The 23,433-nt window shown below is 43.8% G+C and carries 17 protein-coding genes and 1 other annotated feature; of the genes, 6 read left to right on the top strand and 11 right to left on the bottom strand.

Annotated features, from left to right (window positions below; translation table 11 throughout):
• Positions 1 to 27: 27 nt before the first annotated feature.
• The 4 genes from DESME_RS13050 to lonB all read right to left on the bottom strand — a co-directional run bounded on the left by DESME_RS13050 (position 28) and on the right by lonB (position 6,509).
• The gene (locus DESME_RS13050) at positions 28 to 726 is read right to left on the bottom strand and encodes a GGDEF domain-containing protein (protein WP_156922814.1); all 699 of its coding nucleotides are present in this window, start codon (positions 724 to 726) and stop codon (positions 28 to 30) included.
• 251 nt (positions 727 to 977) lie between these two features.
• Positions 978 to 1,616 (bottom strand): ribosome biogenesis GTP-binding protein YihA/YsxC, encoded by a 639-nt coding sequence (gene yihA, locus DESME_RS13055; protein ID WP_006715798.1) that lies wholly within the window; start codon positions 1,614 to 1,616, stop codon positions 978 to 980.
• A 659-nt stretch (positions 1,617 to 2,275) separates the two neighbouring features.
• Positions 2,276 to 4,687, bottom strand: coding sequence for an endopeptidase La (gene lon / locus DESME_RS13060; RefSeq protein ID WP_006715797.1), 2,412 nt, complete (start codon positions 4,685 to 4,687; stop codon positions 2,276 to 2,278).
• 91 nt (positions 4,688 to 4,778) lie between these two features.
• Positions 4,779 to 6,509 (bottom strand): ATP-dependent protease LonB, encoded by a 1,731-nt coding sequence (gene lonB, locus DESME_RS13065; RefSeq protein ID WP_006715796.1) that lies wholly within the window; start codon positions 6,507 to 6,509, stop codon positions 4,779 to 4,781.
• Positions 6,510 to 6,686: 177 nt separating this feature from the next.
• Positions 6,687 to 6,938: a binding site (T-box leader), on the top strand.
• A 251-nt stretch (positions 6,939 to 7,189) separates the two neighbouring features.
• Here lonB and trpC point away from each other — a divergent pair.
• From trpC to DESME_RS13090, 5 genes are read left to right on the top strand one after another with little or no spacing between them, the layout of a single operon-like run.
• Positions 7,190 to 8,050, top strand: coding sequence for an indole-3-glycerol phosphate synthase TrpC (gene trpC, locus DESME_RS13070; protein WP_006715795.1), 861 nt, complete (start codon positions 7,190 to 7,192; stop codon positions 8,048 to 8,050).
• Complete coding sequence (locus tag DESME_RS13075; protein ID WP_006715794.1) at positions 8,047 to 8,715, top strand: phosphoribosylanthranilate isomerase; 669 nt, start codon at positions 8,047 to 8,049, stop codon at positions 8,713 to 8,715. Before trpC ends, DESME_RS13075 begins: the two co-directional genes overlap by 4 nt.
• Positions 8,716 to 8,743: 28 nt before the next feature.
• Positions 8,744 to 9,775 (top strand): anthranilate phosphoribosyltransferase, encoded by a 1,032-nt coding sequence (trpD, locus tag DESME_RS13080; protein ID WP_006715793.1) that lies wholly within the window; start codon positions 8,744 to 8,746, stop codon positions 9,773 to 9,775.
• A gap of 27 nt (positions 9,776 to 9,802) precedes the next feature.
• The gene (locus tag DESME_RS13085) at positions 9,803 to 11,353 is read left to right on the top strand and encodes an anthranilate synthase component I family protein (RefSeq protein WP_006715792.1); all 1,551 of its coding nucleotides are present in this window, start codon (positions 9,803 to 9,805) and stop codon (positions 11,351 to 11,353) included.
• Entirely contained in the window at positions 11,337 to 11,936 is a 600-nt protein-coding gene (locus DESME_RS13090; RefSeq protein ID WP_006715791.1) for an anthranilate synthase component II, read from the top strand. Before DESME_RS13085 ends, DESME_RS13090 begins: the two co-directional genes overlap by 17 nt.
• 79 nt (positions 11,937 to 12,015) lie before the next feature.
• On the opposite strand, the gene clpX is transcribed toward DESME_RS13090, so the two are convergent.
• The 6 genes from clpX to nifJ form a co-directional block, all read right to left on the bottom strand.
• Positions 12,016 to 13,281, bottom strand: a complete 1,266-nt coding sequence (gene clpX, locus DESME_RS13095) for an ATP-dependent Clp protease ATP-binding subunit ClpX (protein WP_006715790.1) — start codon at positions 13,279 to 13,281, stop codon at positions 12,016 to 12,018.
• A gap of 40 nt (positions 13,282 to 13,321) precedes the next feature.
• Positions 13,322 to 14,608 carry a trigger factor gene (gene tig, locus DESME_RS13100; RefSeq protein ID WP_006715789.1) on the bottom strand — a complete coding sequence of 429 codons (1,287 nt, stop codon included), beginning with the start codon at positions 14,606 to 14,608 and terminating at the stop codon, positions 13,322 to 13,324.
• Positions 14,568 to 14,723 carry a hypothetical protein gene (locus DESME_RS16125; RefSeq protein ID WP_167998846.1) on the bottom strand — a complete coding sequence of 52 codons (156 nt, stop codon included), beginning with the start codon at positions 14,721 to 14,723 and terminating at the stop codon, positions 14,568 to 14,570. The genes tig and DESME_RS16125 overlap by 41 nt, the downstream gene beginning before the upstream one ends.
• Positions 14,724 to 14,904: 181 nt before the next feature.
• Positions 14,905 to 16,035: an MGDG synthase family glycosyltransferase gene (locus DESME_RS13105; protein WP_006715788.1), complete on the bottom strand. Its 1,131-nt coding sequence runs from the start codon at positions 16,033 to 16,035 to the stop codon at positions 14,905 to 14,907.
• A gap of 164 nt (positions 16,036 to 16,199) precedes the next feature.
• On the bottom strand, positions 16,200 to 16,373 hold the full coding sequence (locus DESME_RS15745; protein ID WP_006715787.1) for a CDIF630_02480 family spore surface protein: 174 nt from the start codon (positions 16,371 to 16,373) through the stop codon (positions 16,200 to 16,202).
• A gap of 26 nt (positions 16,374 to 16,399) precedes the next feature.
• Positions 16,400 to 19,924 carry a pyruvate:ferredoxin (flavodoxin) oxidoreductase gene (gene nifJ / locus DESME_RS13110; RefSeq protein WP_006715786.1) on the bottom strand — a complete coding sequence of 1,175 codons (3,525 nt, stop codon included), beginning with the start codon at positions 19,922 to 19,924 and terminating at the stop codon, positions 16,400 to 16,402.
• 212 nt (positions 19,925 to 20,136) lie between these two features.
• On the opposite strand from nifJ, the gene DESME_RS15435 reads away from it, so the two are divergent.
• A complete protein-coding gene (locus DESME_RS15435; protein WP_006715785.1) occupies positions 20,137 to 21,888 on the top strand; it encodes an MASE3 domain-containing protein in 1,752 nt (583 codons plus the stop codon).
• Positions 21,889 to 21,994: 106 nt separating this feature from the next.
• Here DESME_RS15435 and DESME_RS13120 read toward each other — a convergent pair whose 3' ends face one another.
• A complete protein-coding gene (locus tag DESME_RS13120) occupies positions 21,995 to 23,428 on the bottom strand; it encodes a cell wall-binding repeat-containing protein (RefSeq protein WP_006715784.1) in 1,434 nt (477 codons plus the stop codon).
• Positions 23,429 to 23,433: the final 5 nt, after the last annotated feature.

The following is a 23,433-nucleotide window of genomic DNA, read 5'->3' on the forward strand; positions in this document are numbered from 1 at the left end:
AAAAGTGACGGTTGCCATTTTGACTCGTTATGTTTCGCAATATCCAAATTTCGAATATGCAACAACTTTATTTTTCTTTTCCTTTGCGGTATACAGTGCTTCATCGGCTTGCGTTAACAGTTCGTCCAAAGTTAAATCATCGCAGGTAGAAACAATCCCTAAACTTATTGTAACTTGTAACCCAAAATCGTACTTCTCAACCGTTTTTCTTAATCTTTCCGCAAATGTTCTAGCTCCGTTTAGATCAGTTTCAGGTAAAATTATTGCAAATTCTTCGCCACCCCAACGAGCGACAATGTCAATACTTCGCATACTTTGCTTTAAAATACAACTCAGTTTTTTAAGTATTTCATCACCCATTAAATGACCATTCGTATCGTTAACTTTTTTGAAATTATCGATATCAATAAGGATCAAAGAAAATACGGATTGCGTTCTCTTAATACGTGATATTTCGTCGTCGAGCTTATAATTAAAATATCGTCTATTGTATAACCCTGTTAGTGCATCATTATGAGCTCCAAAATATAATTTTTTGATTAAAATCCCACAAGTCATACTGATTAGTACTAGAATTACTCCAAAGGGTAACCATAAAATAAACTTGTTAGATATCTCCGCAAATTCGTCTAGTAAGTAGGCGATAGCACATAAAATAGCGCTTAGAATAGGTAAAAGGATAGGAATAAACTTTATTATCCATTTTTCGAAACGAGTAGGTTTCATAGCGATTACTGAGTGAAGATTGTAAATCAATCGGTCCACAACGAATCCATCACCTTTTTAGCTTAATTCCTTCATTTTTAAGTAGATTTATACTTACAATTATATACTATTTTTAGGACTTTAGTCCTAACTTTTTACTAGGACCTATGATTTTTTATTTTCCTAAATTAAATGACAAAACTCAGGTAAATTCTTTTGAGAATCTATCTGAGTTTTGTCATTTAAACTACTTAATAAGGTTTAGTCTGGACTCAGCCCTCCGTGTTATCTGACTCTCCCTGGAGAGTATCTTCTTCTGAAGGATCTTCAGCTAAAATTTCCTCAACGGCTTGATGGAGTTCCTCCACTCCGGTTCCAGTCTCTGCCGAATAGGGCAGGATAAAGTGCCAATCAGGAAGTTCAAGGGCCTCAGCAATAACTTTCAAATATTTAGCCCATTGCCCCCGCGCAATCTTATCCGCCTTTGTCGCGACAACAAGAACCGGAATCCCCCGAATCCGTAAAAAACCGTGCATTTCCTGATCTTCCAAACTCGGTTTATGGCGGATATCAACGATTTGAATAACTGCCCGTAGATTCTCCCGTGTAGAAAAATAATCCTCCATCATTTTTCCCCACTGGGAATGCACATCTTTCGAAACTTTAGCGTAGCCATACCCCGGAAGATCCACAAAATAAAACGCATCATTGATATGATAAAAATTTAGCATACGTGTTTTTCCAGGTGTGTTTCCCGTACGGGCGAGATTTTTGCGATTAATAAATTTGTTAATCAGGGAGGACTTACCTACATTGGAACGCCCGGCCAGTGCGATTTCCGGCTCGCTATGCTCCGGATATTGATTGCGGTTGACCGCTGAAGTGGTATATTCGGCTTTATGAATAATCATCTTAATCTCCTCTGGAAGCATGTATAGCTTCCATTACTTATACTGAAAAATTATACTTATTCTGAAAAATTAAGGTCATGTAGCTTTTCCCGCATCCATTCACTCAGCGCTCCAGGGCTAGCATACTTGCTTCTGTAGCAACTTCGCCAAACCTCTGAGTACTACCTGAAGTAAACCAAGTGGCTACGCTACGCTACAGAAGCATCGTACGCTACAGCGCCCCTCCGCGAAATCGTTCATTCCTGCGGGAAAAGCTACGCTGTCCGGTCTTCATGGATCCTTAATAATTCTTTGATGGATAACACCTATTAACATGAATTCAGGGAACACAGGCAGGCACCTACGTCCTCACTCTTGAGGAGGCGAGGCAGACGCACGCTGAGTGCGATTGCCAATGCCTGACCCAAAAGCAACCCCAACGACACTGCTGTCAAAATGCTTGCAAGTACTATTTTAAAATGCTCTGAATGCTCCTTCGCGTTTTCCTGACAACTGCATCAGGCGCCGCTTTGGCCAAAGGGAGTGTCTTAAAGCGAGCAGCTAACTGAACTTTAGTTCAGTCTGCCAGCGCCACAAGCGACCGTGGCCAAAGCGACGCCGTTGCCCTGCTCAAGCAAGAACCCTAGACATACCTATAACGCAAAACTCACGCCCTCGTTTCAGGAGACTGGCCGTTCCTCAGCTTGAGGAACCGCAATCTCTCCTTGTCCCAAGATGGAAGGGAACATCGTAGTGTCTAAATACTTTTCCGACTCAGCCACAGGTAATAAAGCAAGGTTGATCACTTCTTCAATTCGACTCACAAAGTGAAACTCCAAGTCTTTCTGTACGGTTTCCGGAATTTCTTCTAGATCTTTGCGATTTTCCTCCGGTAGAAGGATGACTTTGATTCCTGCCCGATGAGCTGCCAGGACTTTTTCCTTCACCCCGCCAATCGGTAAAACATTCCCGCGCAACGTTATTTCTCCCGTCATCGCCAGATCAGAGCGAACGGCACGTTTCGATAGCGCAGAAGCCATTGCCGTAACCATCGTAACCCCAGCTGAAGGCCCATCTTTTGGGATCGCGCCTTCTGGAACGTGAATATGTAAATCCACTTTTTCATAGAAATCCTCAGGAATTCCCAGTTGCTTCACATGAGCTCTGACAAAGGTTAAGCCTGCATACGCGGATTCCTTCATCACATCTCCGAGTTTCCCTGTTAACGTCAAATGACCTTTACCTGGAACCGGAGTCACTTCAATGGTTAAGATGTCTCCACCCACTGTCGTATAAGCAAGTCCAGTTACAGCCCCGATCTCTGGCGCTGGCGCAGCAATCTGAAAATGGAAACGAGGGGCACCGAGCAGATCTTCCAAATCCATCTCAATCAGCGGATGGGGTTCCCATTCCTTTTTCACCCAACGCATAGCTACTTTCCGACACAGGTTAGCGATTTCCCGTTCTAAATTTCGAACACCGGATTCTCGTGTATATCCTTGGACCAGTTTAAGGAGGACCTCATCTGGAACGGTTAAGATTTTCTCCTTTAGTCCATGAATTTTCAGTTCCTTCGGCAATAAATACTTCCGCGCAATATTCACTTTCTCGTCTTCGGTATACCCGCTCAGCGAAATCACTTCCATCCGATCCAAAAGCGGACGGGGAATTGTACTAAGCGTATTGGCTGTCAGAATAAACAAGGTTTGGGAAAGATCAAAAGGTACCTCTAAGTAATGATCCGCAAAACTATTATTTTGTTCTGGATCCAAAACCTCAAGTAAAGCTGAAGCGGGGTCTCCCCGATAATCGGAAGCCATCTTATCAATCTCATCTAAAAGAAAAATGGGATTGCGTGTGCCTGCCGTGCGCATTCCCTGGAGAATTCGTCCCGGCAAGGCTCCGATATATGTTCGCCGGTGACCCCGAATCTCTGCTTCATCCCGAACTCCCCCTAGGGACATCCGGACAAATTTACGATCCAGCGCCCGAGACACGGATTTGGCCAGAGAGGTTTTTCCTACACCTGGCGGCCCCACGAAGCAGAGAATAGGGCTCTTCATTTTGGGAGTAAGTTTCCGAATAGCCAAAAATTCAAGAATCCGCTCTTTGACTTTTTCTAGGCCGTAATGATCCTCATTTAAAATTTTCTCAGCACGGTTGATATCCGTCTTATCCCGACTTACTTTACTCCACGGCAAAGCCAAAATCCAGTCCAAATAGGTTCGGACGACGGTGCCCTCCGCTGAGGATTGAGCCATTTTTTCTAAGCGTTCCGTTTCCTTTAACGCTTTGTCTTCAACCTCTGCGGGCAACTTCGCTTGGGAAATCTTTTCGCGATACTCATCCGCCTCCACTTGTCGCTCATCCTTATCACCCAACTCTTTCTGAATGGCCTTCATCTGCTCGCGCAAATAATATTCCTTTTGGGCTTTTTCCATTTGCTTGCGAACACGTAAACCAATCCGACGTTCCAGTTCGAGAATTTCGATTTCCCGCATGATAATTTCCGTCAAGCGTTCTAACCGTTCCGCAACCCCAAGAGATTCTAAGATGGACTGTTTATCACCAATCTTAAGATTCAGATGCGAAGCAATAATATCCGCGAGTCTTCCGGGTTCCTCTATTCCAAGGATAGTCCCTAACGTGTCCTGAGGTACCTTTTTACTCAGCTTGGCATACTCCTCAAACTGATGAATCACACCATGAGTTAGAGCTTCAATCTCTGAAGTCACCGAGATTATGTCATCTTCAACATCCTCAACTCGAACTTTAAAGTAAGGCTCTTCAGCGATAAACTCAGTAATCCGCCCCCGATTAAGTCCTTCAACCAAGACACGCATCGTACCACCGGGAAGTTTGAGAAGTTGCTTAATTTCGGCCACCGTACCTACGGTAAAAATATCCTCAGCCATAGGAGAATCGATTTCAGTTTCCTTTTGAGCGGAAAGGAGAATCCTCCGATCCTCAAGCATCGCCTGTTCAACCGCGGCCATCGAACGCTCACGACCGACATCCAAATGAATAACCATATATGGAAAAACTAAAATTCCGCGTAACGGAAGTAACGGTAATTCTCTCTCTTTACTCATCTAATACCTCCCCTGGATTTAGCCTTAAACTTGGATATAGAGAAAGCACACTAAACTTAAATTAGTGTGCCATTCTCTTTATTGAACTATTCTAACATGATTGCCCCCGCTCAGGCAAATTGACAGGCGGAATAGGATTGATCTCTAAACGAGCCAAAACTTCCTCCAATGGGGGCTGGATCTCGAGATTGCTTTTACCCGGTTCCGATAAAAAGGCCGCTTTTAATACTTCAGCTAAACTTTCCACAGGAATAACCTGAAAACCATCGGCCAACGCTCGAAAACGTTCTTGCCAATTCTCTTTGGGAATAAATGCTCTTCGGCACCCTGCTTGATGGGCTGCTTCAAGCTTAGCCACAATTCCACCGACGGGTTTCACAGCTCCTCGAATAGAGAGCTCCCCCGTCATCGCTAGATAATTATCGACCCGTTGCTTACGAACCGCCGAAACAACAGCCGTCGCAATCGCCACTCCAGCTGAAGGACCATCTAAGGGGACTCCACCTGGAAAGTTAACATGGATATCATAGTTACGAAAATCAATGCTCAACTGCCGACGGAGCACGGTCAGAACATTTTCCACAGAACTCCGGGCCATACTCTTACGCCTAATCTTTTTCGTTGAACTTCCTTGTTCCTCTTCTTCAACGATTCCCGTTACCAGTAAAGCTCCGGTTCCAGCTGACACCGGTTGAGCCGTAACTTCCAATTCTAAGAGCATCCCCATATTCGGTCCATAAACTGCTAAACCATTCACGACTCCGATTTCAGCTTCAGTCGGGACCTTCCGTTCCGGACGAGGGGCATATTGTCCGGAATTAACCACCCACTCGATCGTTGCTGCAGTAATCTCGAAGAGCTTATCCGCTTGGGCCACCCCTGCCGCAAGCTGGACAATATTCACAGCTTCTCGGCCATTGGTCGCATAATGCTTCGCCACCTCGACTGCACCCTCAGTCATCGGGATCTCCATTTTGGCTGCGGCTCCCCGAGCAATTGCCCCAATTTCATCGGGGAGCAAAACTCGAAAATAAATCTCCATACACCGGGAACGAATTGCGGGTGGAATTTCTTCTGGACTCCGCGTCGTGGCTCCCACTAAACGAAAATCTGCGGGTAAACCGTTCTGGAAGATGTCGTGGATATGGGCTGGAATATTCGTATCTTCAGAGCTATAATACGCACTCTCCAAAATCACCTTTCGGTCCTCCAACACCTTTAGCAGCTTATTGATCTGAATGGGGTGAAGTTCTCCAATCTCATCGATAAAAAGAACTCCGCCATGGGCTTTCGTCACTGCTCCTGCTTTAGGCTGAGGAATTCCTGCCATACCCATGGCCCCTGCTCCCTGGTAAATCGGATCATGAACCGAGCCTATTAAAGGATCAGCAATCCCTCGTTCATCAAAGCGAGCCGTCGCACCATCAATTTCGATGAACTTGGAAAACTCTTTAAACGGGGAAAGCGGGTTTTTCTTCGCCTCTTCTAAAACCAGCCTTGCCGCCGCCGTTTTACCGATTCCAGGTGGGCCATAAATCAGGACATGCTGAGGATTGGGACCGCACAAGGCCGCTTGCAGAGCCTTAATCCCCTCTTTTTGCCCCACAATATCTATGAAATGTTGGGGGCGAGTTTTCTCCGCGAGGGGGGTGCTCAACTGAATCTTACGCATCTTTTCGAGCTTCTCTAACTCCTTGCGTGATTCTTTTTCCACCGAAACCTTATTACCCTGTTGTGCTTTAAGCATTCCCCAAAAATACATGCCGATAACAACCGCAAAAATGAGTTGTACGATCATCACAACTCCACTTAATCCACTCATCTATCCAATCTTCCCTCCTGCAGGCAACTTCTGCTTAATTTCGCTTTTTCTAGTATTGCCCAAGAAAGGAATCCGGAAACAACTAAAATCACATAAAATAACTTGCGGAGGCAATATTTTTTAAAAAAGCTTTGACATAGATTACCAATCCGCATATAATGTGTTTAATATAAATCGCGAAAGCCAATGATGAGAAAGAGTACACCTTAAAGCAATGTCCTAGAGAGTCAGTGTTGGTGGGAACTGATACAGAACTTGAGGTGGAATGGGTCTCTGAGGCGCGATCCGAAAGGCGTCAAGCTAAGTAGATGAGCCGGGGGTTTCCCGTTACAGAAACACGGATATCGAGAGCACATTTTTAATTCTCTCCGCATCCGATTGAAGTAAAATTAAGGTGGCACCACGGAAGTTAAACTTTCTGTCCTTTGCGGGATGGAAGGTTTTTTTATTTCAAGCCTTTCACCGTGAAAGCGCCTTACTTCAGAGAGAGAAGAAAATCAGGGTTCTCCGTATCTGGTAGAGGTACTTAGATTAAGTCTAGGGTCAATCTATTGAACGTTTAAAACGACTTAGACTGAGATCAAAGTATGAATAAGGTGGCACCACAGAAGCTTTCTGTCCTTTTTAGGATAGAGAGCTTTTTTTATTTTCCAATTTGCGGATGGAGGTGGCTTAATTCAATGAATATCTTAGAAAAAATTCTCGTTGAGAAAAGCAAACGGCTCGATCAGCTCCAGGAGGCCGTACCGTTTTCTCGACTAGTGACGCAGTATGAAGATGCACAAACAAAGTCCAAGAAAGAAAATGACTCTAGTAAAACGGGCTTCGACAAACCGATTTTCACGCAGAATACTTTTCAAGTCATCGCTGAGATTAAACGGGCTTCCCCTAGCAAAGGGAAGATTCCCTGGGCTCTCTCCCTAGAAGACCTGCTCAAGCAATATGAAAGCGGCGGGGCATCCTTGATTTCTGTGCTAACAGAAGAAGATTTTTTTCTCGGCAGCAACACCCTCTTTCAAACAGTCCGTCAACTCACGTTACTCCCCCTCCTTCGCAAAGACTTTATCTTCACAAAATACCAGGTTTATGAAAGTGCTCTACTGGGTGCCAATGTCATCCTTCTCATCACTTCTATCCTCGATCAACAAAAGCTCCATGCTTTAATCATTTTAGCCGAGCAACTGGGGCTCATCCCTCTAGTGGAATGCAGAGATGAAGAAGAAATTGCTAAGGCCCTTGCTGCCGGAGCAACTCTACTTGGCATCAATAACCGAGACTTGAGAACGTTCGAGATTAACTTAAATCGCACAGCGGAACTCAGCCAACTTATTCCTAAGGACTGTTTTCTCGTGAGCGAAAGCGGGATTCTTGAGCCTAAGGATGCTGCCCTCGTCTCCCATTTCGGAGCAGATGCCATCTTAGTTGGCGAGTCCTGCGTCCGTTCCAACCACCCTGGTGAGCATATCCGTGCTTTGCTCGAAGCGGGTCAGGAACAAAAGCTGTTGTCGTCAGCGAAAACTAAAAGGAGGGATATTTTATGACCCAAGTAAAAATCTGCGGAATTCGCTCCTTAGAAGAAGCCCGCTGGGCTGTTGAGGCCGGAGCCGATGCGCTGGGTTTCATCCTGATCCCCAAGAGCAAACGCTATATTGAACCGAAAGAACTCCAATACATCATCGCCCATCTCCCCCCCTCTATTCGCAAGGTCGGGGTCTTTGCTGATGAACCTCCAGACCACGTCGCTTCAATTACCCTGCAGTGCGCTTTAGATATCATCCAGCTTCATGGACAAGAGGATGCCAAACTTTATCACAAGGTTCCTGCCGTAAAAATTAAAGCCTATTCCTTTAGAGAAAATAATTTGCAAACGCTACATTCCGAAATTGAGCAAGGATTGATTCAAGGCATCCTCCTCGATTCCAAAATCGAAGGGCAATTTGGAGGAACTGGAGTCTCTCTTCCCTGGAGAGATTTGGATTTTCAAGCTATCCTCACGCGCATTAAGAAAACGAAGCTTCCTGTAATTCTTGCAGGAGGACTCAATCCCCAAAATATTGAGGAAGCGATTCAATTGACCCACCCCTTTGCTGTTGACGTGAGTTCGGGAGTTGAGCAAGAGGGCCGTAAAGACCGAGAGCTTATTTTTCAGTTCATTCAAAAGGTTAAAAATTTAAAAACCAATAACCATAATAGCCCAAAACCATAAAACGCCCAATAAGGAAAGGAGTAAACAAATGAGTCACATTCTTCAAGCGTTAGACCTCTTAACCCAAAATCAGGATTTACCTGGCGAATTAGCCTCTGCCGTCATCCAAGACCTGCTTGCGGGCGAATTAACCCCAACCCAGATCGGGGGCCTACTTTTTGGTTTACGCGTCAAAGGTGAAAGTGCTGAAGAGCTTGCCTCTTTTGCCCGTACCCTGCGTGAAGCGGGTCAGCATATAGAAGCCCCTGAAGGGGCTGTCGATACCTGTGGAACGGGTGGCGATCGAGCTGGAACCTTTAACATTTCCACAACAGCAGCCTTTATCGTTGCAGGAGCAGGTGTCCCCGTCGCCAAACATGGAGGCCGCTTTGCTTCTGGACACTGCGGAAGTGCTGATGTTCTGGAATATCTGGGTATTCCGCTCTCCGCAAAACCCGAACAAAGTGAGCAAGCGTTAAAAAAGGTGGGCATTACCTTTCTCTTCGCCCAACTCTATCATCCCGCCATGGCCAAGGTTGCAAGTCAACGTCGTGAACTCGGCATCCGCACCATTTTCAATCTACTCGGGCCTTTGCTCAATCCAGCAAACGCACCTTATCAACTTCTTGGGGTCTCAGCACTCTCCGTTTTACCCACAATGGCTAAAGCGTTACAACTTCTTGGAATTCAAAGAGCGATCGTGATGGTTGGAGAAGACGGGCTAGATGAGGTGAGTCTTTCCGGACCTACCCAAGCCATTTTGGTTAACGGAGACGAACTAATCGATTTTGTCATTACTCCGGAGGAATTTGGATTCAAACGCTGTTCCATCAACGAAATCAAAGGCGGTTCACCTGAAGAAAATGCTCATATTACGCTCAGCATACTTCAGGGTGAAAAAGGTCCCAAGCGGGATATCGTTCTTCTTAATGCCGGAACAGCACTTTTTGCAACGCATAAAGCAAAGAGCATTGCTGAAGGAATCGCTCTCGCTACTGAAAGTCTCGATTCCGGGCGTGCTCTGGAAAAGCTTGAACAACTCCGTCAATCTCTACAGCCGGAACTCACCGCCTGCAACTAATCATCTTCAAAAGAAAGGAGCTACCCAATGTATGTTGCTCAAAAAGAATGGCAACTTGATCCCTATCCCAGCGATCCCTCTAACTGGATTAGCGATTTAGTTCGATTAGGAGAGAACTTGGGCGAAAAATGCTTTGCCTTGCTTGAAGGTAAAGAAGGGGATCATCAACGGACCTATCTAGGCTTTGGCCAAGGCATAACCCTTTCCCGCCAGACCTTTTCTAAAACCGGACTTACAGAAACCCCAGATCCGCTCACCCATTTAAGATGGTTTCACCAAACTCATTGTCTGGACTCGGAAAAAGAGTTAGAAAGCGGTCTCCTCGGCTACTTGGACTATGAATGGGGTTTAGCTTGGCATAAGCCCTCGTCTAGCACTGCAACTCCTGATTATTTTTTCAGGTTCTGCCCTATTAACCTTATTCTCTTACCCCTCGCACAAAAACTGACACTTGAGGTTTTTGCGGATGATAAAAAAACTTTGGAATTTCTCTTACAGACGTGGTGTACCAAACTCAATTCCTACCTTACTCCTTTTTCCTCTTGTTCAGACTTTAGATTTTCAAACCCCTCCGCTAGTTCCGAGGTATCTTCCACTGTCTCTCCCGTCACTTCACTTTGTCCTATTTCTCCTACATCAGTAACTTTGCCTGTTTCTGCCCCTTCTGCTTCCACAGCACTTTCTCCATTCCTGACCGTGAGTCCCGAAGCCCCTTCCTCTCAAACCATCCCACAGAAAGAGCTTGCTGCTTGGCACTCCAATCTAAGTCGCGATGAATTTGTAAAACGTGTTGAGCGAATCAAAGCTTATGTCCAGGATGGAGATATTTTTCAAGCCGTTCCCTCACAACGATTTATTAAAAATGTAAAAATTGATCCCTGGGCCGTTTATCAGCAACTCCGGGTTCTTAACCCCTCCCCTTACCTCTTCTGCTTTTTCGCCGAAAAGGAAACGTTGGTAGGAAGTTCACCTGAACTTCTGCTTTCCTCAAGGGGTCCCTTAATCCAGACCCGGCCGATTGCTGGAACCCGACCCCGTGGGAAAACTCCAAGCGAAGATTTTTCACGCGAACAAGAACTCCTGGATGATGCTAAAGAGCGGGCAGAACATGCTATGCTGGTTGACCTTGGGCGTAACGATTTAGGCCGGGTCTCCCAGTACGGCTCGGTAAAAGTGAGCCAATATGCGAAGATTGAGCGATTCTCTCATGTTATGCATCTCGTTTCGACCGTAGAAGGTGAGATTGATCCCGCCTATGATTCACTTGATGCACTTAAAGCCGTTTTTCCAGCAGGCACGTTAAGCGGCGCGCCCAAGGTGAGAGCCTTAGAAATTCTGCAGGAACTCGAGCCAGAACCTCGCGGAGCCTATGGCGGTGCGCTCGGTATTGTTCGCTGGAATGGAGATCTAGATTTTTGCATCACCATCCGAACCTTAGTCATAACCGACAAGCAGGTCCAGGTTCAAGCCGGAGCCGGAATTGTCTTTGATTCGGTGCCCGAACAGGAATTTGAAGAGACTGTACACAAAGCACAGGCCCTTCTAAAGGTGGTGGACGACTGTGTTAGCTGTTCTTGATAACTATGATTCCTTTACCTATAACCTCGTTCAAGCATTTGGTGATTTAGGAGAACCCCTCCAAGTCTATCGTAACGACGAATGCAGAGCCTCCGATTTTCTTGCCTCCAACCCTGATGGTGTCATTATTTCTCCCGGGCCTTGCACCCCAAACGAAGCCGGAATCTCTCTTGATGTTATCCGCCAACTCAAAGCACAAGCGGAAAGGGGAACGATGATCCCGATCCTGGGGGTCTGTCTAGGACACCAAGCCCTGGCTCAGATCTTTGGTTCAGCCATCACGCAAGCGCCTGAAATTGTTCATGGTAAACAATCCTTAATTTTCCATAATGGAGGAGGTCTATTTTCAGGCTTAGAACAAGGTTTTCCTGCGGGAAGATATCATTCCTTGATTGTTGATTCACAGCATTTAAGCGCCGATTGCAAAATAACCGCTTGGACAAAAACTGGACTCATTATGGGCATCCAGCATAAGGCTTATCCCTTCTACGGAGTTCAGTTTCACCCTGAAAGCATCTTAACTCCAGAGGGCGCAAAAATTCTTCAAGCGTTTCTCCATATCGTAAGAACCACTCCTAAATGAACTGACACTGTGCCCTAAGGGGGGCTGCAAAGCAAAAAAGCTGTTATCCAATTTGGATAACAGCTTTTAACTTTTCGACTTACGCCGTTTCTTCTTTTTTACTCTTTTTCGCTTTATCCGTGGTGACTAAGAACGGTTCCTCTTTCTTCAGAACCACGTCCTGAGTGATCACACACTTGGTCACATCGGTACGGGAAGGAATATCGTACATCACGTTAAGCATAATCTCTTCCACGATAGCACGCAGACCGCGGGCTCCTGTATTTCTGCGAATCGCTTCTTCAGCGATCGATGTAAGGGCCTCATTCTTGAACTCTAAGGCAACTCCATCAAGTTCAAGCAGCTTCTCATATTGCTTAACTAGAGCATTTTTAGGCTCCGTCAAAATTCGAACAAGTGCTTCTTCATCAAGGGCATCCAGAGTCACAATGATCGGTAACCGTCCTACGAATTCAGGAATCAAGCCAAATTTCAAAAGATCAGAGGGCAAGATCTCTTTTAAGGTCTCTCCAATTTTTAATTCACTTTTCTTTTGAATTTCGGCACCAAAGCCCATTGTTTTCTTACCAATCCGGCTTTGGATGAGTTTCTCAATCCCGTCGAAAGCCCCACCCACAATGAACAAGATATTCGTGGTATCAAGCTGGATAAATTCTTGATGGGGATGTTTGCGACCCCCTTGCGGTGGAACACTTGCCACAGTCCCTTCAAGGATTTTCAAGAGAGCTTGTTGCACTCCCTCTCCAGAGACGTCACGGGTAATCGAAGGATTTTCTGACTTACGGGCAATTTTATCGATTTCATCGATATAGACAATTCCTTTTTCCGCTTTTTCGACATCATAATCGGCAGCTTGAATCAGTTTTAAAAGGATATTTTCAACGTCCTCACCCACATATCCAGCTTCCGTTAAGGATGTCGCATCCGCAATTGCAAAGGGAACATTCAGAACTTTGGCTAGAGTGGAGGCAAGCAAGGTTTTACCCGAGCCCGTCGGTCCCATCAAAATTATATTGGACTTTTGGAGTTCAACATCATCAATTTTCATCCCTAAGTTGATCCGCTTATAGTGGTTATAAACAGCAACTGCAAGGGCCTTTTTAGCTTCATCCTGCCCAATGACATATTGATCGAGTATTGCTCGGATTTCCTTTGGTTTTGGAATATCTCCGATTTCAACTCCCAAATCTTCATTAAGTTCTTCCTCAATAATTTCATTGCAGAGCTCAATACACTCGTCACAAATATATACACCAGGACCAGCAACTAGCTTTTTAACTTGATCTTGAGTTTTTCCACAGAACGAGCACTTGAGTTGATTTTTCTCGTCGTTGTACTTTGCCATCCTCTCACCTCTCTACCGCAGAATTCCCCTTACACGTCGGTTAAGCGTTTTGCTCAACCAAGAAGTCAATTGTTTTCTCAGAGATTAAACTTTGAGCGTACAGATTGTATTCTCCACGAGCAACGAGAGCCTGCTTTAAGTTTTCAGCTTGGGTTTGATAACGCTCAGCGAGTTTCGCCAACTCTGCATTTACTTCGTCTTCTGTAACCTGAATTCCTTCTGCCTTACTAATCGCTTCCAAAACAAGTTCAGTTTTGACATTTTCCATCGCTTGAGGACGGAATCTCTCTCTCATTTCTTGCTCTGAAGTGCCAAGGAAATGGAAATATGTCTCCAAATCCAACCCTTGATTAGAAAGATTTTGTTGAAGGTCTTGAACCATAGCGTCAATCCGAGTATTAAGCATCGCATCTGGGATTTCAACGCTCGCATTTTCAACAGCCTTAGCAATGATCGAATTGCGATACTCGTTTTCAGCAGTTTGCTCTGCTGCTTTCATCAGTTTGTCTCTAACATCGGCTTTCAATTCATCCAACGTCTCAAAATCGCTAACATCTTTTACAAACTCATCATCGATAGCCGCAAGCTCTTTCCTTTTTATTTTATGCACAGTTACTTTAAATAAAGCATCTTTTTCTTTAAGATCTGCTACATGATATTCTTCAGGGAAAGTTACGTTAACATCAATTTCTTGACCCAATTGGGCTCCAACGAGTTGTTCTTCAAAACCAGGAATAAACGTTCCTGAACCCACCGTTAACTCGTAACCTTCAGCAGTGCCCCCGTCAAAAGGAACTCCGTCCACAGACCCTGCAAAGTCCATCGTGACTGAATCTTTATTCTCAACAGTACCCTCTTCTTCAAGGGTCACAACTTTTGCATATTGTTCCTGTTTACGCTTAAGATCCGCTTCTACATCCTCATCACTTACAGTAGCCGCATTTTTCTCAATTTTTAAGCCTTTATATTCCCCAAGTTCAACTTCCGGTTTAACGGTTACTTTCGCTTTGAAAACAAGGTCTTTCCCCTCTTCCATTTGGACGAGGTCCACCTCTGGACGGTCAACAGGCTCGATCCCTGTCTCGGTAACTGCTTTAGTATAAGCTGGTCCGATGACATCATCTACAGCTTCACTATAGAGCGTCTGGGTTCCTACATAATGCTCAATGATTGACCGAGGTGCCTTCCCTTTACGAAACCCTGGGACATTAACTTTCTTAGCTAGCACTTTCGCTTGCTTAGTCACAGCAGCGCTGAATTCTTTAGAATCTACGGTGATTTCAAGTTCAACCGTATTTTTCTCTATTTTCTCCATCTTGACTGACATGCATGCTCCCCCTTAAAACTTCCTTTAAAAATATATGTAAGCCGCCTTTGTCCGGTGTCCGGCGAAGAGCAGTTACATCAATCATAATTAAAACAGATTCCTTGGATCCTAGCAACTCTCCATAGTCTTTCCGGAATTACCCAAGAACAAACTCGACATTTTTCGTCAAAATCGCTCTCAATCCTTCCGTGAAAAGCAGATTTTTAGTGACAATTTTACCTGACTATTCTACCAAACAACCTCAGGAAAATCAAGGGATTACGCTCGATAGGGAGGTCTTGTGCGGGATCTTGAGCCTATTTATCGTTAATAAGTTCAAAAATATAGTGTGTTGCTCGTTCAGCCGCTTTGCCTGGCAAAGCTTTCGCTGTCGCTTGACGCATGAGTTCTATCTCCTGAGGATTATGGAGAAGTCGATGCACTGTTTCTCCCAATTCCTCCTCAGTCTGCACCACTAACCCTGCTCCAATCCGTTGGATAAAGTGTGCATTTTCTTCTTCTTGCCCCGGAATTGGCTTATAGATTAACAAGGGAAGATGTCGAGTCAAGGCTTCCGATACCGTCAATCCTCCGGCCTTAGTAATAATGATATCGGATACCGCCATTAACTCCTCAACATTACGAACAAATCCGAATCGGTGCATTGGATTTTTAGCCTCAGCCACAATTCCATCCATGGACCTATATAGTTTTTCATCCCGTCCGCAAACGATCAAGGATTGAACAGGAACCTCGGAATCCGCCAAAAGCTGGCATACTTTTTTAATTCCGCCCAGCACTCCATAGGCCCCACCCATAATCAAGAAAACAGGCCGATCGGGATAAATATGAAGTTGCTGACTAATTTCTTGTCGATCTAATGCGTGTTCAAAACGAGGATTCACAGGAATACCTGTAATTTGAATGGTCCGCGGGGCAATTCCTCGACTCACTAAACCCTCAAAGACATCATTATTCCCCACAATATAGAGATCTACTCCTTGATGAATCCATTGACTATGTACGGCATAATCCGTAACGACTGTGACAACAGGAACCTTCAGTACACCCCGCAAACGAAGTTGCGCTAGAACGCCAGCAATCACAGGATAGGTACAAATAATCACATCGGGTTGAAGCTTCTCAATATAGCTCAGGAACTCGCGTCGCCCTAAAATATTCAAAAGCTTTTGTAAAACGGAATGCGGCGGGATTTTAGAGGTTCGATAGTAGAACTTTCCCCATAAACGAGGGCTGTGCTTGATCAGTTCGATATATGTACTCTTGATGACTTTATTTAAGGGCTTACTTAAAAAAGCCATTGAATCCACGTGGGTAATTTCAGCTGAAGGAGCTTTCGTCCGTATCTCGTCGATGAGCGCCTCGGCAGCGCGCACGTGACCTGCTCCATAAGATGCCGAAAAGACGATAATGCGTAAATCGCCCACTTAGAAATCCTCCTTTGATTCTTTACCTAAAAAACAAAAACGCCTTCTCTCATTTTACCCTTAAATAAGGAAATAGCAAACTGATCTAGGTTAAACTATACGATATTATACAGATTCAGGAGCAAAGAAAAAGGAGCTGTTGCAATAACAGCTCCTTTTTCTCATTAGGATAAAGAATTTGTATCCACCCAATCCTTAGCTTCAATAACCGATTCTTCTGTTGGAATAGGGACATTGGATTCAGGTTTAGTGCTTTCAATATGCCCCCGCCAAGCTGCCGTATCATGCCGTTCAATCGGATTAGCTAAGAACTTTTCTTTCGACTTATTTTCATCCATAACTTATTCCTCCTATCAATGCTTCATTAATACTGCATGTCTGCGAAACGTTTTAACGTCTGATATTTTTCTTGGGCATATTTTTCAGCCGTAGTAAACAGTTCCTCTGCCCGTTCAGGGAACACCGTTATAAGGGATGAGTAGCGAATTTCGCCCTTCAAGAAGTCTTTGAAGGGAGCTGTCGGCTCTTTAGAGTCGAGGATGAAGGGATTCTTCCCTTGTTCTTTCAAACGGGGGTCATGGCGCCACAGATGCCAGTATCCCGAATCAACCGCTTTCTTCATCTCTAGCATACTTGTTCCCATACCGGATTTGATCCCATGGTTAATACATGACGCATAGGCAATGATGATGGACGGCCCTTTATAGCTTTCTGCTTCTGCAATCGCTTTAATCGTTTGATTCATATTCGCCCCCATCGCGATTTGGGCGACATAAACATAACCATAAGTTGAGGCGATTAACCCGAGATCCTTTTTACGTATCCTTTTTCCACCCGCCGCGAACTTCGCAATCGCTGCCGTTTGTGTCGCTTTCGAAGATTGTCCACCCGTGTTCGAGTAAACTTCTGTGTCAACAATAAAGATGTTGATATCTTCCCCACTCGCGATAACATGATCCAGCCCATTATAGCCGATATCATAAGCAAAGCCATCACCTCCGAAAATCCAGACGGAAGGCTTAACGAGGTAATCTTTTTTCGCCAGAATCTCCGAAAGAATAGGGTTGCCCGAACCATTTTCTGTTTTCATAACTTCAAGCACCCGTGCTGAGGCCTTCTTCGACCCTTCTCCATCATCCATGTTATCGAGCCATTCCTGGAAGGCTTGTTTTAGATTCTCTGAGATGGAGCTAGCTAACCCTTGGCGCATAAGATCGGCTATTTTCTCACGGATTTGTTTCGAACCGATATACATCCCAAATCCAAACTCAGAATTATCTTCAAAGAGGGGATTCATCCAAGCTGGCCCTTTACCCTCCGCATTCGTGGTATAAGGGATCGAAGGAGAACTGCCGCCCCAGATTGACGAACACCCTGTCGCATTCGCGATCAGCATACGGTCACCAAACAATTGCGTAAGCAGCTTCGCATAAGGAGTCTCGCCACAGCCAGGGCATGCACCATTGAATTCGAGAAGGGGCGTTGCAAACTGGCTCCCGACAAGCGTTTTTACATCCAATAAATTGCGTTTTTCGGAAACCGTCAACGCGAACTCCCAGTTTTCTGATTCCATCTCGATTTCATGATCTGCAGGCTTCATCACGAGCGCTTTGCCTGGAGCCGGGCAAATATCAGCACAATTGCCACATCCCGTGCAATCGAGCGGAGAAATTTGAATTCGGTAATGATAACTCTCTAGCTTCTTATTTATTGGCTTCTTCGTCTTAAAGGTATCCGGTGCTTTCGTGAGTTCATTCTCATCCAAGAGGTAAGGACGAATCGTGGCATGCGGACAGACATATGAGCATTGGTTACATTGGATGCATTTATCAATTTGCCATTCCGGGAGATAAACCGCAATCCCTCGTTTTTCATAGGCGGACGTACCCAGCGGATGCGTTCCATCCTCTATCCCCACAAAAGCGCTGGTCGGAAGATCATCTCCATCGTGACGTGCCATGGGGCGCTGAATGTTTTTAATAAAGTCAGGCTCCTCCTTAATGGGCATCATCTCATCAGGGATATCAGCCCAGGACGCTGGAACTTCAACTTTATGTAAAGCTTCAATCCCTTTATCCACAGCCTTTTGGTTCATTTCGACAATATTGGCACCCTTTTTACCGTATACCTTCTGAATTGAATCCTTCAGATAGCGAATTGCGTCATCAACCGGAATAACGTTAGCTAATTTGAAGAAAGCCGCTTGCATGACCATGTTAATCCGGCCACCCAAGCCAATTTCTCCCGCAATGGAGATCGCATCAATAATATAGAAATTGATATCGTTTTTCGCAATATAACGTTTGAATAAAGCAGGTAAGTGGTCTTCTACTTCCTCAGGCTTCCAAGAGCAGTTCAGGACAAACGTACCCTTCTTTTTTAGCCCCTTTAACAGGTCGTAATTATAGAGGAACGACTTGTTGTGGCAAGCAATATAATCTGCATCAAAGACAAAGTAAGAAGATTTGATGGGTTTTTTACCGAAGCGCAGATGAGAAATCGTGGTTCCCCCGGACTTCTTACTGTCATATTCAAAATATCCTTGCACATGAAGATCCGTATTGTCCCCAATGATTTTGATCGCACTCTTATTCGCGCCAACTGTTCCATCTGATCCAAGTCCCCAGAATTTACAACTGATTGTACCCTCGGGCATGGTATCAACGATTTCTTTCAGCGGTAAAGACGTATGGCTAACATCGTCGACGATGCCAATCGTGAACCGATCCTTCGGCTGATCTTGCTTGAGATTTTCATACACAGCAAGGATTTGCGAAGGCGTGGTATCTTTAGAGCCCAATCCATAGCGTCCTCCGATGATAAAGGGCTTTTGAGTCTCATGATTAAACATTTGTACAACATCGAGGTAAAGTGGCTCGCCCGTTGAGCCCGGTTCCTTCGTACGATCCAAGACCGCAATTTTCTGTACGGATTGAGGAAGAGCATCAAAGAAATACTTTTTCGAAAATGGACGATAAAGATGGACTTTAAGCAGTCCCACTTTTTCGCCTTTGCCTCGAAGATAATCAATTGTCTCTTCTGTCGTGTTGCAGACCGAGCCCATAGCTATAATAATATTTTCGGCCTCCGGGTCTCCATAATATTCGAAGGGATGATATTCACGCCCACTGATTTTCTTGAATTCCTTAAAATAATTCTCAACAATATCCGGGACAGCTTCAACAAAAGGATTAGATACCTCGCGTCCTTGGAAATAAATATCTGGATTCTCCGCACTTCCTCTCAAAACAGGGTGTTCAGGATTCAGCGCACGATCTCTAAATTCCTGAATCGCTTGATAATCGACAAGCTTAGAGATCTCTTCATAAGGGGTAACCTCAATCTTCTGAATCTCATGGGACGTTCTAAACCCATCAAAGAAGTGCAAAAACGGAATCCTGGATTTTATCGCTGATAAATGAGATATAAAACCGAGATCCATGGCTTCTTGAACATCATTCGAGCAGAGCATTGCAAAACCCGTCTGGCGACACGCATTAATGTCCTGGTGATCGCCAAAAATGGACAGCGATTGCGTGGCTAAAGCACGCGCACTGACATGAAATACAGCTGGCACCAGATTGCCCGCCATCTTATACATTTCTGGAATCATCAGAAGTAACCCTTGAGAAGCCGTATATGTCGTCGTGAGAGCTCCCGCCTGGAGTGAACCGTGAACCGCTCCAGCAGCTCCCCCTTCCGATTGCATCTCCACGACTCTTACGGGTTGGTCAAACACGTTTTTCTTCCCATGAGCCGCCCATTCATCAACACTTTCAGCCATTGGTGATGAAGGTGTAATTGGGAAGATAGCGGCAACCTCAGTCAAGGCATATGATGCCTCAGCTGCAGCCTGGTTAGCATCCATAGTTTTCATCTTTTTCGCCACGTTAAGGAACCCCCTTCGAATACAAGGATAATTTTCCTGTTTAGTATTCGAAATTCTCAGAGTCTCATACCTAGAAAATATATTTTCTTCAGATATTCCTAAAATCTATTAAATTTTGATTTATTTTGGCATCATACTCGTGAATTCTTGTACGAGAATTAGCAAAGTGATAAGATATTAATGACAGTAAGATGACAGGATGTGTTGATAAAATGAAAAAAAGACTTTATCAAACATTGCTTTTGGTCATTATTGGCTTAGCGACTTTTAGTTTATCAAAATATAATTATTTGCTTTATCATATCATTATTGAACTCGGTATTTCTGTTATCGGTATTTTGATTTTTAGTAGTTCTTTTATTGCTCGAACACTTGTGAAAAAGAATCCATTCACCTTAGTGGGGCCCGCATTCTTGACGACTTCACTCATGGGGATCCTACATACGCTTACTTTTAAAGGGATGAATCTTATCCCCGGATATAGTGCAAATTTACCTACCCAGCTTTGGCTTGCATTAAGCTATATATTGGTTTTTGCTTTTTTATTTTCGATATTGTTTTTTGATAAAAGCATCAATTATTCTGCTGTTTTAGTTTCAACTCTCGTTATTTCACTAGGCTTATCTGTATTGTGTTTCACTCATTTTTTCCCTAACTGCTATATCGAGGGTCAAGGGCTTACCCTTTTTAAAAAAGTCAGTGAATATGTTATTATCTTTCTCTATCTTTTATGCTTATTGGCCTTATCAAGAACAAAAAAATTGGAGGTTCCCTTCTATAGGCGAATGATTGCAGTCATCTGTTTATTCATCTTATCCGATTACTGTTTTACGCTCTATAATGATGTATATGGTATCTATAATTTCTTCGGCCATTATATTAGAGCTATCGCTTTTATTATTATCTACATTTCTTTACTCAATGATTTAATTCTGCTTCCGTATAAGGAAATATTATATGATAGTACTCATGATAAACTGACTGGACTATATAATCGCAATTTCTTTTTTCAAGCGATGAAAGAACAAAAATGGACCTCTCCCGGAATGATGGTCTTTGATATTAATGGACTAAAGTTGATTAATGATACCTTTGGTTATATCGAGGGAGATAAACTGATCTTAAAATCTGCTGAGATCATTAGCACTTGCATCTCTAAAGAAAGCCTTGTTGCCTATACGAGTGGAGGAGAATTCTCCGTCATTGTCAATAACGCAGATGCTAAACGTCTCGATCGAGTCTTAAAACAGTTCAACGAATGTAAGAACTCTTATAATAGGGAAAATCCAGATTTACCGCTTAGCTTTTCGCATGGATTTTACATTAACCCTAATTCAGAAACTGAAACAGATATGCTTAATATTTATCATAAAGCCTTCGATAATATGCACCTTCAAAAATTACTCAACAGCAATAGTAAGTGCAGTACAATCGTAAAAACACTTCTGAAGACTTTGGAAACAAAAGATATAACGACCAAGAAACATGTGGAAAGAACGGCTAACCTTGCTGCTGTTTTAGCGATAAAAAGCGGTATACCCGAAAATAGATTAAACCAAATTGTTTTGCTTGCTGAGTTTCATGATATAGGCAAGATTGGAATTTCTGATAAAATTCTTTTAAAGCAAGGGCCCTTAACTCATGAAGAAAGACTTGCGATTCAACAACACTCCAAACTAGGATATGAGATTGCCATTGCTTCTATAGAGCTTGCACCAATTTCTGATTTCATCTTAAAGCATCATGAACAATGGGATGGCAGTGGTTACCCCTTCGGTTTAAAAGGTGACCAGATACCCCTTGAATGCCGTATTATAGCTATAATTGACGCTTATGATGCGATGATCAACGATCGGCCTTATCGGAAGGCTTTAAGTAAAGATAAGGTCATTGCTGAAATTACTCGATGTTCTGGAAGCCAATTTGATCCTACGCTTGCAAAACTATTTCTAGAAATAGTTTAGTTGCTGCCAAAGGGAACGATAAAAAAATCCTCCTTTTCCGTTCATCATTCAAACGGTTAAAGGAGGATTTTATCATATACGATACAAGTGGTGCGGGAGACAGGACTTACATATTGATGTAGAATGTTACGCCTACATTTCTATCATATTTAATTCTTACGATTTTACCATCTAGAGTATAATCCTTATTTACATTACTCGTATCTTCCCAAGCAAGAGGAAGAATTAGTGAAGCCAAATAATCAGATTGTCCCGGAAGGAAGAATTCCCAAAGATGTTTCGCTGTGTTTTGCATAGACTCATTTTCTAAATCTTTAACAAGCATTGTTCCTTTGTCTGAATCTCCTGTAGGTGAGCTAACATAGATAGCATCCATGGATTCACCAAATTTTGTTGTTCCGTAAAAGATATATTCACCGTTAGTTTGTTTAATCATACCTAATTGAGTTGCTAATTTATCTAAAGGCTTATCTGAACTGATAACAGTTTGTCCTTGTAAATATTTTGCTGTATCACTAACAGCTAAATCGGAAACCACAGCGGGTCCACCAAAGGATACAATATCAGGAGTGACATTTGCCGTATGCAGTTGTTTAAAATAATCGGCAATTGCAGGAGGGAGTGAAGAAGAAGTACTGTTCACTAAAACAATCGGGTCTCCTGTAAGGGAGGCTAAAGCACTTCCTGCAAGAGCATCAGGGAAATTATTGCCCGAGGCAAGGTATAAATTTTCGGGATTTAAGGAAAAGGTTTTAAGAATTTGTCCTGCAGTCTCGTAACGGTCAGCACCCGAGAGACGAGTAATTGAGGTACTAGGAACAAGAGACTGAACTTGAGCCTTGATACTCTCAGGAACAGCTCCAATCCCTCCTATAATGTAAACCTGGGAAGGTTGGTCACTGGTCAAGAAATCTTTTACTCCTTGAGGCATTCCTTCTGACCCAACTAAAAGAATGGGGTATCCTTTACTACTGGCAATACTCGAAATGCTCAAAGCATCTGGAAAATTTTCTCCAGAAGCAATGACGACGGGTGTATTTTTAGGGGCATTGATTTTTTGAGTAATTAAGTTGTTTGTATCGAATCGGTCTTGACCGCCAATTCGTTCAATATTCGAGAACCCTGCTTGATTGAGTTGGTCGATAAAGTCTCGTCCGAGAACCCCCGCTCCCCCGATAATGTGAACTGTTCCCGACTTGTTAAGATGTTGTTTGATATAGTCCATAGCTTCGGTTGAACTCTGAGCCGTACTATCGGCAAGAAGAATGGGAGCATTCAGTTTCTTGGCTAATACACTAGCGGATAGAGCATCGGGAAAGTTATTCCCTGAAGTCAAAATGACATCATTAGCTGTGCCGTTATTCAGTTGTTCTGAAATCGCTTTAGCGGTCTGGAATCGGGATGTACCAAACAGGCGTTGAACAGCAGCCCCTTGTACTCTAACGGCTTGGGCTGTCTCAGCCTGGACAGGAATGCTTCCAAGGGTCATGGAAGTAAGGAAAATCGGAAGTGCAAGCCCCAATATTATTTTCTTTTTCATCAATT

Origin of the sequence: Desulfitobacterium metallireducens DSM 15288, from assembly GCF_000231405.2 — a bacterium.
GTDB classification, from domain to species: Bacteria; Bacillota; Desulfitobacteriia; order Desulfitobacteriales; family Desulfitobacteriaceae; genus Desulfitobacterium_A; species Desulfitobacterium_A metallireducens.